The sequence below is a fragment of the Pseudomonas gingeri genome (assembly GCF_013385635.1).
In the GTDB taxonomy this organism is placed as follows: domain Bacteria; phylum Pseudomonadota; class Gammaproteobacteria; order Pseudomonadales; family Pseudomonadaceae; genus Aquipseudomonas; species Aquipseudomonas gingeri_A.
Map to the genome: position 1 here is coordinate 15907 of NZ_JACAPR010000024.1, position 12807 is coordinate 28713.

Sequence of the window (12807 nt, forward strand, 5' to 3'; positions counted from 1 at the left end):
CATCGGGCCAACCGCCAGGTTCGCCCGAGATAGAGACGGATGCAGATTATGCACAGGCTAAAGCACGGCCTTCTTCAGGCCGCCGGTTGGCTGTTCTACATGAGTTTGCTGATGGGGCTGGCCTCATTGCTGCCGACTTCGACCTTCGACGCCGAATCCAAGGACTTCATCTTCCTGATCGGTGCCGTGGGCATCTGGCGCTACTCCATGGGCGCCACCCATTTCGTGCGCGGGATGATCTTCCTCTACATCGTCTACCCGCACCTGCGGCGCAAACTGCGCAAGCTGGGCAAGGCCACGGACCCGTCCCAGGTGTTCCTGATGGTCACCAGCTTCCGCATCGACGCCCTGACCACCGCCCAGGTCTACAGCTCGGTGATCCGCGAGGCCATCGACTGCGGCTTCCCGACCACCGTGGTCTGTTCCCTGGTGGAAATGTCCGACGAACTGCTGGTCAAGAGCCTCTGGGCCAGGATGAATCCGCCCGAGCGGGTCAAGCTCGACTTCGTGCGGATCGCCGGCACCGGCAAGCGCGACGGCCTGGCCTTCGGTTTCCGGGCGATCTCCCGGCACCTGCCGGACGACCGCGCAGTGGTCGCGGTGATCGACGGCGACACCGTGCTCAGCGAAGGCGTGGTGCGCAAGACAGTGCCCTGGTTCCAGCTGTTCGACAATGTCGGCGGCCTGACCACCAACGAATTCTGCGAAGTGCGCGGTGGCTACATCATGAGCGAATGGCACAAGCTGCGCTTCGCCCAGCGCCATATCAACATGTGCTCCATGGCCCTGTCCAAGCGCGTGCTGACCATGACCGGACGCATGTCGGTATTCCGCGCCAGCGTGGTCACCGACCCGGGCTTTATCGCCGACGTCGAAAGCGACTCGCTGCAGCACTGGCGCCTGGGCCGCTTCAAGTTCCTCACCGGCGACGACAAGTCCAGCTGGTTCAGCCTGATGCGCCTGGGCTACGACACCTTCTACGTGCCCGACGCGGCGATCCACACCGTGGAACACCCGCCGGAAAAGAGCTTCATCAAATCCAGCCGCAAGCTGATGTACCGCTGGTACGGCAACAACCTGCGACAGAACTCGCGGGCCCTGGGCCTGGGGATCCGCCGCCTCGGCCTGTTCACCAGCGTCGTCTTGTTCGACCAGCGCGTGTCGATGTGGACCTCGCTGCTGGGACTGACCGTGGCGCTGATCGCCAGCTTCAAGTACGGCATCGCGTTCATCCTCGCCTACCTGCTGTGGATCGGCATCACCCGCCTGATCCTGACGATCCTGCTGGCCTGCTCGGGGCACACCATCGGCCCGGCCTACCCGGCGATCCTCTATTACAACCAGATCGTCGGCGCACTGATGAAGATCTACGTGTTCTTCCGCCTCGACCGTCAATCCTGGACCCGCCAGGACACCAAATTGAGCCGCGACCTCGCCAGCTTTCAAGGTTGGTTCAACACCTGGTCGTCTCGGACCATGACCTTCTCTGCCGGCAGCATCTTCGTCGCCGTGCTGATGACGATGGTCTGACCCGACTCGCCTGAATTAGCTAACGGAGCTTTACTCATGAACTCGAAAGTCAACGCCAATGTCGTCCACGAATCCGAAGCCCAGCGCCAGCATGCCCGGGTGAAAATCCCGGCCAGGCTGCGGTTCTTCGGCACCGAGGGCAAGCCCCTGGAAGCCCGGGTCGAAGACCTGTCCGCCGGCGGCCTGAGCTTCCACCTGCCGCAGCAACTGGCCGTGACCCCGGGCGAAGTGCACAAGGGGCGACTGCAGTTCGTCATCGACAACCTCGGCCTGGCCATGGACGTCGAATTGCAGATCCGCTCCTACGATCGCCAGAGCGGTCGTGTCGGCTGCCAGTTCCAGAATCTGGAACAACAGGATATCGCCACCCTGCGCCACCTGATCACCTCGCATCTGGCCGGCGACATCGTCAGCATGGGTGACGTGCTCGCCACCCTGCAGCGCGACAACTTCACCAAGGCGCGCAAGAAAAAGGATGACGGCAGCGGCCTGAGCCCGCTCGGTCGCCTGCGCGCCGTGACCTTCAGCCTCGGCGTCTTCGTCGTCGGCCTGGCGGCTTTCGGTTTTGTCCTCAAATCGGTCTACGGCATGTACTTCGTCAGCCACGCCCAGGCCGGCCTGGTCAGCGTGCAAGGGATGAACGTCACCATGCCCCGCGACGGCACCGTGCAGAGCCTGATCAAGGATGACAGCGTTGCCGCCAAGGGCGCCCCGCTGGCGACCTTCAGCACAAGCATGCTCGACGTGCTCAAGGGCCACCTGGACGAAGACCAGTTGCAGCCGGCCAAGGTCGAGGAACTGTTCGGCAAGCAGATGACCGGCACCCTGACCTCGCCCTGCGACTGCGTGGTTGCCCGGCAACTGGTCGCCAACGGCCAATACGCCAGCAAGGGCGACGTGATCTTCCAGCTGGTGCCCCGCAACAGCGTCGCCAACGTCGAGGCGCGGTTCTCCTATCGCCAGTTCGGCGAAGTGCGTCCGGGCACCCGGGTGAACTTCCAGGTCGCCGGTGAAGACCAGGTCCGCCAGGGCAAGATCGTCAGCAGCACCAGCCTGAAAAGCGACGACCTGTCCTCGGATATCCGTGTCCTGATCAAGCCTGACGAAACCCTCGACAGCACCCTTGCCGGCCGTCCGGTGGAAGTCAACAGCGACCGCGGTCCGAGCGTGAACTGGCTGATCGACAAAGCCATGGCCGCCGGTCTGTAAGCAGAGGACATGCCTGTGACGACCTTACGAACCCTGCCCCTACCGCTGACACTGGCCATGGCGATCAGCCTGGCCGGTTGCGCCGGCCTGCCCGACCAGCGCCTGGCCAACGAAGCGCTCAAGCGCGGCGATACCGCCCTGGCCGAGCAGAATTATCGCAAGCTGGCGGACCTGGGCTACAGCGACGCACAGGTCGGCCTGGCCGATATCCAGGTGGAAAGCCGCGATCCGGCGCAGATCAGGCAGGCGGAAGCGACCTACCGCGCCGCCGCCGACACCTCGCCCCGTGCCCAGGCACGCCTGGGCCGGTTGCTGGTGGCCAAGCCCGGCGCGACCGAGGCCGAACACCACGAAGCCGAAGGCCTGCTGAAAAAGGCCTTCGCCAACGGTGAAGGCAACACCCTGATCCCCCTGGCGATGCTCTACCTGCAATTCCCGCAGAGCTTCCCCGGTGTCGATGCCCAGCGGCAGATCAGCCAATGGCGCAGCGCCGGCTATCCGGAAGCGGGCCTGGCGCAAGTGCTGCTCTACCGTACCCAGGACACCTACGACCAGCACCTGGACGAGGTGGAAAAGATCTGCAAGGCCGCGCTCAACAGCACGGATATCTGCTACGTCGAACTCGCCACCGTGTACCAGAAACGTGCCCAGCCGGACCAGCAGGCCGAACTGCTCAAGCAACTGCAGGCCGCCTACAGCCGTGGCACCGTCGGTGCCCAGCGGATGGATAGCGTGGCCCGCGTGCTCAGCGATTCGAGCCTCGGCCAGCCGGATGCGAAAACCGCGCAGGCGATGCTCGAACAGGTCGCCCCCGGCTACCCGGCTTCCTGGGTCAGCCTGGCACAACTGCTCTACGACTTCCCCGACCTGGGCGATGTCGACCAGATGATGGAGTACCTGAACAACGGCCGCGCCGCCGACCAGCCTCGCGCCGAACTGTTGCTGGGCAAGCTCTACTACGAAGGCAAATGGGTGCCGGCGGATGCCAGACAGGCCGAAGCCCACTTCCAGAAAGCCCTCGGCAAGGAAGTCGCCGCCGATTACTACCTGGGACAGATCTATCGCCGTGGCTACCTCGGCCAGGTCTACCCGCAGAAGGCCCTCGATCACCTGCTCAAGGCCGCCCGCAACGGCCAGAACAGTGCCGACTTCGCCATCGCCCAGCTGTTTTCCCAGGGCCGCGGGACCAAGCCCGATCCGCTCAACGCCTACGTCTTCAGCCAGCTGGCCAAGGTCCAGGACACACCACAGGCCAATGAGCTGGCCCAACAACTCGAAGAACAACTGCCGCCCGCACAGCGCGCCGACGCCCAGCGCCTGCTGCAACAGGAGCAGCGACTGCGCGGGACCCTGAGCCGTAACCCGCTGGACCTGCAACAAGCCCTGCAAGAAGGCGACAGCGAGGAAAAAACCCTATGACACTCAATCCTTTCGTGAAGGCCGGTATCGGCCTGAGCTTTGCCCTGGCCTGGTCCACACCGACCCTGGCAGCGCTCAGCGACACCCAGAATTTTGGCCTGGAAGTGAAGATCACCGCGCAATCGGAAGACGACCGTGACCTCGGCACCCTCAAGGGTGGCGACGCCAACGGCATCGGCCTCGACCTGCGCCCATGGGTCTACGGCGAAAGCGGCAACTGGAGCGCCTACGCCATGGGCCAGGCCGTGACCGCCACCGATATCATCGAGACCGACACCCTGCAGCAATCCGACAGCAGCCAGGAAACCTCGAGCAACGATGCGCGCAAACCGGACAAGAGCTACCTGGCCCTGCGCGAATTCTGGGTCGGCTACAAGGGCTTGACCCCCTATCCGGGCGAGATCCTCAAGTTCGGTCGCCAACGCCTGCGCAACGATGACGGGCAATGGCGCGACACCAATATCGAAGCGCTGAACTGGACCTTCGACACCACCCTGCTGCGGGCCAACCTGGGTACCGCGGAACGGTTCAGCGAGTACCGCACCGACCTCACCGAGCTGGCGCCCAAGGACAAGGACCGCCTGCATGTCTATGGCGATGTCGCCTACCAGTGGACACCGGGGCAATGGGTCGGCGTGCGCGCCCACCACACCCACGACGACGGCAAGCTCGACTACCCGACCCCGGGTGTCGCCGCCGACCCGCTGGACAAGAAGGAAAACGGCGACCTGACCTGGCTCGGCCTGGAAGCCAATAGCGACGCCTACAACTGGCGCAATACCAACACCGTCAACTACTGGGCCAGCCTGACCGGCATGAGCGGCAACCGCGACAGCGTCAATGCGCTCAACGCCGACGGCAGCCGTCCGGTCGACGCCAGGCACAGCGACAGCATCAACGGCTGGGCCACCGACCTGGGTATCCGCGTGCGCCTCGACCCGAACTGGCAGGTCGGCGCCGCCTATGCCCGAGCCAGCGGCGACTACGAACAGAACGGCCTGGAAAGCAACCGTTCGAACTTCACCGGTACCCGCTCGCGAACCCATCGCTTCGGCGAAGCCTTCCGTGGCGAACTGAACAACCTGCAGACCGCCACCCTGTTCGGTTCCTGGCAGTTGCGCGAGGACTACGACGCCAGCCTGGTCTACCACAAGTTCTGGCGCGTCGACGGCAACAAGGACGTCGGCAGCAACGGCATCAACGCCGTGCAGAACAACTACGACGACGCCACCGGCGCCCTGCTCTCCAGCACCTCGCTGCCGTTGCAGGACGGCAAGAAAGACATGGGCCAGGAGATGGATCTGGTGGTCACCAAGTACTTCAAGCAGGGCCTGCTGCCGGCGGCCCTCAGCCAATCCATCGATGAGCCCTCGGCGCTGGTGCGCTTTCGCGGCGGCGTGTTCAAGCCGGGCGATGCCTACGGCAAGGACGTCGACTCCTACATGCACCGCGCGTTCATTGACGTGATCTGGCGCTTCTGATGCAGATCGCCAAGGGAGTGTCCGAGATGAACCCTATCGCCATGCAAGGCCCGCTCAGTGTCCTGGCCGCCGCCCTGCTGCTGGCCAGCAGCGCCGCCTTCGGCAATGCCGAGCCAGCGCTCGCCAAGACCGAGCGCGCACCGACCATTGTCAAGGAACTGCAACAGGCCAAGACCTACACCGTCAGCAGCGCCCCGACCGAACCGCTGCACCTGGAAAAACCCAAGCTGCCGGACCTCACCGGCTACACCGCCGAGGCGGTCGCGGCGAAGATCGTGCGCGGCAAGCCGGGCAAGATCAGCGTGCGTCGGATGATGCAGGAAGACGCCCTGAAGGACTTTATCGGCGGCGACAACAAGATGGCCGAATGGGTGGTCCGCCAGCACGGCATTCCCCAGGCGATCTTCGTCGACGACGGTTATATCAACCTCAAGGACCTGAGCAGGAAGCTGCCGAAAAACTATATCAGCGAAACCTCGCCGGGGGTGTTCCTCGCCAGGCTGCCGATCGTCGTCGGGCGCCACGGCATCCTCGAAATCGACCAGCAGACCCAGGAACTGCGGCTGTCCCAGGAAGGCGGTTCGTTCCTGATCAACGACGGTCAGTTGTTCATCCGTAATACCAAGGTCACCGGCTGGCGCGAAGCGGACAACGGCCCCGCCACCTTCCGCTCGCCCAAGGAGTTCCGCCCATTCCTGCTGGCCTGGGGCGGCACCGAGACCTATATCGTCAACAGCCAGATGGCCAGCTTCGGCTATGCCAACAGCAAGTCCTACGGCGTGAGTATTTCCCAGTACACGCCGAACATGGCCAAGGTCCTCAAGCGACCCGAGCCGACCGGCTGGATCATCGGTTCGCAGTTCTCGGACATGTGGTACGGCTTCTACTGCTACGAGACCCGCGACTTCGTGGTCAAGGGCAACACCTACCGCGACAACATCGTCTACGGCATCGACCCCCACGACCGTTCGCACCGGCTGATCATCGCCGACAACACCGTCCACGGGACCAAGAAGAAGCACGGCATCATCATTTCCCGGGAGGTGAACGACAGCTTCATCTTCAACAACCGCAGCTACGACAACCACCTCTCGGGCCTGGTGATCGACCGTAACAGCGTCAACAACCTGATCGCCTACAACGAGATCTACAAGAACCACACCGACGGCATCACCCTCTACGAGAGTGCCGACAACCTGATCTATGGCAACAAGGTGATCAGCAACAAACGCCACGGCATCCGTATCCGCAACAGCGTGAACATCCGCCTGTACGAGAACGTCTCCATGGCCAACGGCCTGACCGGCATCTACGGCCACATCAAGGACCTGACCGACACCGACCGTGACATCAAGCTCGACCCGTTCGATGCCGAAGTCTCGCTGATCGTGGTCGGCGGCGAGCTGGCCGGTAACGGCAGCGGCCCACTGTCCATCGACTCGCCGTTGAGTGTCGAGCTGTACCGGGTGTCCATGCTCGCCCCGGCGAAAAACAGCGGCATCAGCTTCACCGGGATTCTCGGCGATCGCCAGGATGAAATTCTCGACCTGCTGGTGCGCCAGCAGAAAGCCGTGCTGATCGACCCCGTCGAACGCCAGACCCAACTGCGGGATTGAGGATGACCTTTATGAACCCACACCTGATCAAACTGCTCGGCCTGTCCGGCCTCGCCGCGGCGATGTTCGCCGCCAGCGGCAACCTGCGGGCCGAGGACGTCCAGGCACCGAACTTCACCGCACAGCCCTGCTGCAGCCTGTGCCCGGCGGCCCATGACGCGAAGAACTACGTCACCCGCTACCAGCAGAACTTCACCACGCTGGTCCAGGCCCAGGGCGACTGGCTGTTCCGTACCCAGGAAGACCTGCGCACCGAATTCGACACCACGTCGGCCGGCTACAAGCGCATGCAACAGTTGCACGACGCCTTCAAGAGCAAGGGCGTGGAACTGGTGGTGGTCTATCAGCCGACCCGTGGCCTGGTGGACCGCAACAAACTGTTCCCGGCTGAACGCGACAAGTTCGACTACGAGAAGGCCCTGCACAACTACCAGGCCATGCTCGGACGCTTCGCGAAAATGGGCTATCACGTCCCGGACCTGTCGCCCCTGACCAACGAACAGCAGGCCCACGATTTCTACTTCCGTGGCGACCAGCACTGGACCCCGTACGGTGCCGAGCGCACCGCGAAGATCGTCGCCGAGACGGTGAAACAGGTCCCCGGCTTCGCCGACATTCCCCATCGCGAATTCGAGACCAAGGTCTCCGGGCGCATGGGCAAGACCGGCACCCTGCACAACATGGCCGGTCAACTGTGCGGCACCAGCTACGCGATCCAGTACATGGAACAGTTCAGCACCGAGCCCAAGGGCGAGGCGGCGGACGGCGACCTGTTCGGCGATTCCGGCAACCCGCAGATCACCCTGGTGGGTACCAGTCACAGCGGCAAGAACTACAACTTCGCCGGTTTTCTGCAACAGTACATCGGCGCCGACATCCTCAACGTCGCCTTCCCCGGCGGTGGCCTGGAAGGTTCGATGTTGCAGTACCTGGGCAGCGACGAGTTCCAGAAGACCCCGCCGAAGATCCTTATCTGGGAATTCTCGCCGCTGTATCGCCTCGACCAGGAAACCATCTACCGGCAGATGATGGCGCTGCTCGACAACGGTTGCGAAGGCAAGAGCGCCGACATGAGCGCCAGCACCACGGTCAAGCCGGGCAAGAACGAACTGCTGGTCAACAGCAACAACCGCGACCTGCGCAACAGCGCCCACCAGGTCGACATCCGCTTCGCCGACACCTCGGTGAAAACCCTGCACGCCACCCTCTGGTACATGAACGGACGCCACGAGGACATCAAGATCGAGAAACCGGAAACCTCCGACACGGACGGACGTTTCGCCTTCGAACTGCGCACCGACGAAGACTGGGCCAACCAGAACCTGCTGGCCGTCGAAGTCCAGGGCCCGGAAGCGGGCACCGCACCGCAGAAAGTCGAGGCGAAGATCTGCAAACGCAACGTATTCCCCAGCGCTGAGCCCCACAGGGCGCAGGCCGGGTTATGAGGTGCCTACCGATGAAACTCCGCACATTGCTCGTTCCTTCCCTGCTCGGCCTGACGGTCTTCGCCGCAACGACCCAGGCCGCCGCGCCGCTGCGTCCGCCGCAGGGTTACTTCGCCGCCGTCGACAAGTTCAAGAGCGGCGACAACAGTGAAGGCTGCGACGCCATGCCCCAGCCCTACACCGGCCAGTTGCAGTTCCGCAGCAAATACGAGGGCTCCGACAAGGCCCGCGCGACCCTCAACGTGCAGTCGGAAAAAGCCTTTCGCGACACCACCGCCGACATCACCAAGATGGAACGTGGCACCAGCAAGCGGGTGATGCAGTTCATGCGTGACGGTCGCCCGGAACAGTTGAGCTGTACCCTGAGCTGGCTGACCGCCTGGGCCCAGGCCGATGCGCTGATGTCCAAGGACTTCAACCACACTGGCAAGTCCATGCGCAAATGGGCCCTGGGCAGCATGGCCTCGGCCTATATCCGCCTGAAGTTCTCCGACTCCCATCCGCTGGCGACCCACCAGAAGGAAGCGCAACAGATCGAGGCCTGGTTCAGCAAGATGGCCGACCAGGTAGTGAGCGACTGGGACAACCTGCCGCTGGACAAGACCAACAATCACTCGTACTGGGCCGCCTGGTCGGTGATGGCGACCGCCATCGCCACCGACCGTCGCGACCTCTTCGACTGGGCCGTGAAGGAATACAAGGTCGGCGCCAACCAGGTCGACCCGCAGGGGTTCCTGCCCAACGAGCTCAAGCGCCAGCAGCGCGCCCTGGCCTACCACAACTACGCGCTGCCTCCTCTGGCGATGATCGCCAGCTTTGCCCTGGTCAACGGCGTCGACCTGCGCCAGGAAAACAACGGTGCGCTCAAGCGCCTGGGTGACCGGGTGCTGGCCGGGGTCAAGGACCCCGGGGAATTCCAGGCGAAAAACGGCAAGGAACAGGACATGACCGACCTCAAGGTCGACTCGAAATTCGCCTGGCTCGAACCGTTCTGCACGCTCTACACCTGTCCGGCGGATGTGCTCGAACGCAAGCATGGGATGCAACCGTTCAAGACCTTCCGCCTCGGCGGCGACCTGACCAAGGTCTACGACCCGACGCACGAGAAAGGCAACAAAGGCTCGTAACCCCTGTGGGAGGGGGCTTGCCCCCGAGCTAAAAGCTTACCGATCGTTCCCACGCTCTGCGTGGGCATGCAGCCCGTGACGCTTTGCGTCACAAAACGGACGCAGAGCGTCCAGAGAGGCGTTCCTTTGCTGCGCGTGGGAACGATCGACACAGGTACGTAATACCCCGCGGTTTTCATGGGGGGTTTGGGGGGGCTTCGGCCCTTGAACGTTGATTAAACAAGGAGAGATCGGGATGGTATTTTCATCCAATGTGTTCCTGTTCCTGTTCCTGCCGATCTTTCTCGGCTTGTACTACCTGAGCGGGCAACGCTATCGCAACCTGCTGTTGCTGATCGCCAGCTACGTGTTCTACGCGTGGTGGCGGGTGGACTTCCTGGCGCTGTTCGCCGGCGTCACCCTGTGGAACTACTGGATCGGCCTCAAGGTCGGCGCCGCCGGCGTACGCACCAGGCCGGCCCAGCGCTGGCTGCTGCTGGGCGTGGCCGTCGACCTGTGTATCCTCGGCTACTTCAAGTACGCCAACTTCGGTGTCGATAGCCTCAACGCGATCATGACCTCGTTCGGTCTCGAACCGTTCATCCTGACCCACGTGTTGCTGCCGATCGGTATCTCGTTCTACATCTTCGAGTCCATCAGCTACATCATCGACGTCTACCGTGGCGATACCCCGGCGACCCGCAACCTGATCGACTTCGCGGCCTTCGTGGCAATCTTCCCGCACCTGATCGCCGGCCCCGTGCTGCGTTTTCGCGACCTCGCCGACCAGTTCAACAACCGCACCCACACCCTCGACAAGTTCTCCGAAGGTGCCACGCGGTTCATGCAGGGCTTCATCAAGAAGGTCTTCATCGCCGATACCCTGGCGGTGGTCGCCGATCACTGCTTCGCCCTGCAGAACCCGACCACCGGCGACGCCTGGCTCGGTGCCCTGGCCTACACCGCGCAGCTGTACTTCGACTTCTCCGGCTACAGCGACATGGCCATCGGCCTCGGCCTGATGATGGGCTTCCGCTTCATGGAGAACTTCAAGCAGCCCTATATCAGCCAGTCGATCACCGAGTTCTGGCGGCGCTGGCACATCAGCCTGTCGACCTGGCTGCGCGACTACCTCTACATCACCCTGGGCGGCAACCGCAAAGGCACCCTGACCACCTATCGCAACCTGTTCCTGACCATGCTGCTCGGTGGCCTGTGGCACGGCGCGAACATCACCTACATCGTCTGGGGCGCCTGGCATGGCATGTGGCTGGCGATCGAAAAAGCCCTGGGCATCAACACCACGCCACGCAGCTTCAACCCGATCCGCTGGGCGCTGACCTTCCTGCTGGTGATCATGGGCTGGGTGATCTTCCGTGCCGAGAACCTGCACGTGGCCGGCCGCATGTACGGCGCCATGTTCAGCTTCAGCGACTGGTCGCTGTCGGAGCTCAACCGCGCCAGCCTCACCGGCCTGCAGGTGGCGACCCTGGTAGTGGCCTACGCGACCCTGGCGTTCTTCGGCCTGCGCGATTTCTACAGCAACCCGCCCGCGCCGAAGGCCAAGCCCGCCGACGGTCCGGCCACCGCGCAACCCGGCCTGATCAAGGCCGCCCCCGGCGAAGCGGCCGGCAGCATCCACGAGCCCGGCTACAACGTCGGCGTCGAAGCCCAGGTGCAACCGGCCTACTGGGTGGCCGACTGGCCACGCTACCTGATGCGCACCCTGGTGCTGCTGCTGTTCATCGCCTCGATTCTCAAACTCTCGGCGCAAAGCTTCTCGCCGTTCCTTTACTTCCAGTTCTGAGGGAGCCGACCATGACCCGCTCATTACGCATCCTCTACATCGCCCTGTTCCTCGTCACCTTGCTGGCGCTGGGGCTTTGGTCCCTGCGCAGCTTCATCGGCTTCAGCACCAATGCCGATGCGACCGTACTCAACGGGCGCTGGACCAAGGCCATCGAGACCCACTACGACGGCGAGTTCCCGATCAAGCGCCTGGGCACCAACCTCTGGGCCGCGCTGGACTTCAAGCTGTTCAACGAAGGCCGTCCGGGCGTGGTGCTGGGCCGCGATCACTGGCTCTACAGCGACGAGGAATTCAACCCCATCGCCAACGAGCAGCAAAACCTGCAGGGCAACTACGCCCTGGTCGAAGGTGTACGCCAGACCCTCAAGGCCAAGGGCGTGAACCTGGTGATGGCGATCGTGCCGGCCAAGGTGCGCCTGTACCCGGAACACCTCGGTGAAGTCCGTCCATCGAGCATTCACGCCAACCTCTACCAGGACTTCCACGCCCGCGTCGCCGCCGACCGGATCCTCGCCCCCGACCTGCTCGGCCCGCTGCAACAGGCCAAGCAACAGGGCCGGCAAGTGTTCCTGCGTACCGACACCCACTGGACCCCGGACGGCGCGCAAATCGCCGCCACCCAGTTGGCCGGCGCCATCGCCGCCCAGGCGCCGCTCAGCGGTACGCCGCAGCGCTTTGTCACCGAAGCAGAGAAGACCGAACCGCACAAGGGCGACCTGACCCTGTTCCTGCCGCTGGACCCGCTGTTCAACAACCTGATGCCGCCGCAGGAACCGCTGGAAAAACGCATCACCCGTGCCGCCGACGAGCAGCCGGCCGGCGACGACGCCCTGTTCGCCGACAACGAAGTCCCGGTGGCGCTGATCGGCACCAGCTACAGCGCCAATCCCAACTGGAACTTCGTCGGCGCCCTCAAGCAGGCCCTGCACAGCGATGTGGTGAATTACGCCGAGGACGGCCACGGCCCGATCCTGCCGATGCTTGCCTACCTGAAAAGCGACGCCTTCAAGAACAACCCGCCGCAGGTGCTGATCTGGGAGTTCCCGGAGCGCTACCTGCCGGTCAACAACGAAATCGGCGATGCCGATCCGCAGTGGGTCGCGCAATTGAAAGCCGCTGGTATCCGCCAACAGAACCTGGTCCAGAACACCACCCGATCCGAGTCGCCTGTACAGGCGCAAAACTGAAAAG

At 63.4% G+C, this 12807-nt stretch carries 9 protein-coding genes; all 9 read left to right on the forward strand.

The features are described 5' to 3' along the window. Positions 1-48 precede the first annotated feature (48 nt). Positions 49-1530, forward strand: coding sequence for a mannuronan synthase (alg8, locus tag HX851_RS26650; protein WP_370590491.1), 1482 nt, complete (start codon positions 49-51; stop codon positions 1528-1530). A 36-nt stretch (positions 1531-1566) separates the two neighbouring features. Beyond that, positions 1567-2739, forward strand: coding sequence for an alginate biosynthesis protein Alg44 (locus tag HX851_RS26655; RefSeq protein ID WP_177061756.1), 1173 nt, complete (start codon positions 1567-1569; stop codon positions 2737-2739). Between the two features lie 9 nt (positions 2740-2748). After that, on the forward strand, positions 2749-4158 hold the full coding sequence (algK, locus tag HX851_RS26660) for an alginate biosynthesis TPR repeat lipoprotein AlgK (RefSeq protein ID WP_177061747.1): 1410 nt from the start codon (positions 2749-2751) through the stop codon (positions 4156-4158). After that, the gene (locus HX851_RS26665) at positions 4155-5639 is read left to right on the forward strand and encodes an alginate export family protein (RefSeq protein ID WP_177064416.1); all 1485 of its coding nucleotides are present in this window, start codon (positions 4155-4157) and stop codon (positions 5637-5639) included. The genes algK and HX851_RS26665 overlap by 4 nt, the downstream gene beginning before the upstream one ends. Positions 5640-5665: 26 nt before the next feature. Next, the gene (gene algG, locus HX851_RS26670) at positions 5666-7255 is read left to right on the forward strand and encodes a mannuronan 5-epimerase AlgG (protein WP_177064415.1); all 1590 of its coding nucleotides are present in this window, start codon (positions 5666-5668) and stop codon (positions 7253-7255) included. A gap of 11 nt (positions 7256-7266) precedes the next feature. Further along, positions 7267-8700, forward strand: a complete 1434-nt coding sequence (locus tag HX851_RS26675) for an alginate O-acetyltransferase (protein ID WP_177064414.1) — start codon at positions 7267-7269, stop codon at positions 8698-8700. Between the two features lie 11 nt (positions 8701-8711). Continuing rightward, positions 8712-9827 (forward strand): mannuronate-specific alginate lyase, encoded by a 1116-nt coding sequence (locus HX851_RS26680; RefSeq protein ID WP_177064413.1) that lies wholly within the window; start codon positions 8712-8714, stop codon positions 9825-9827. A 235-nt stretch (positions 9828-10062) separates the two neighbouring features. Further along, on the forward strand, positions 10063-11613 hold the full coding sequence (locus tag HX851_RS26685) for an MBOAT family O-acyltransferase (protein WP_017124121.1): 1551 nt from the start codon (positions 10063-10065) through the stop codon (positions 11611-11613). A gap of 11 nt (positions 11614-11624) precedes the next feature. Beyond that, complete coding sequence (locus tag HX851_RS26690) at positions 11625-12803, forward strand: alginate O-acetyltransferase (protein ID WP_177061739.1); 1179 nt, start codon at positions 11625-11627, stop codon at positions 12801-12803. Positions 12804-12807: the final 4 nt, after the last annotated feature.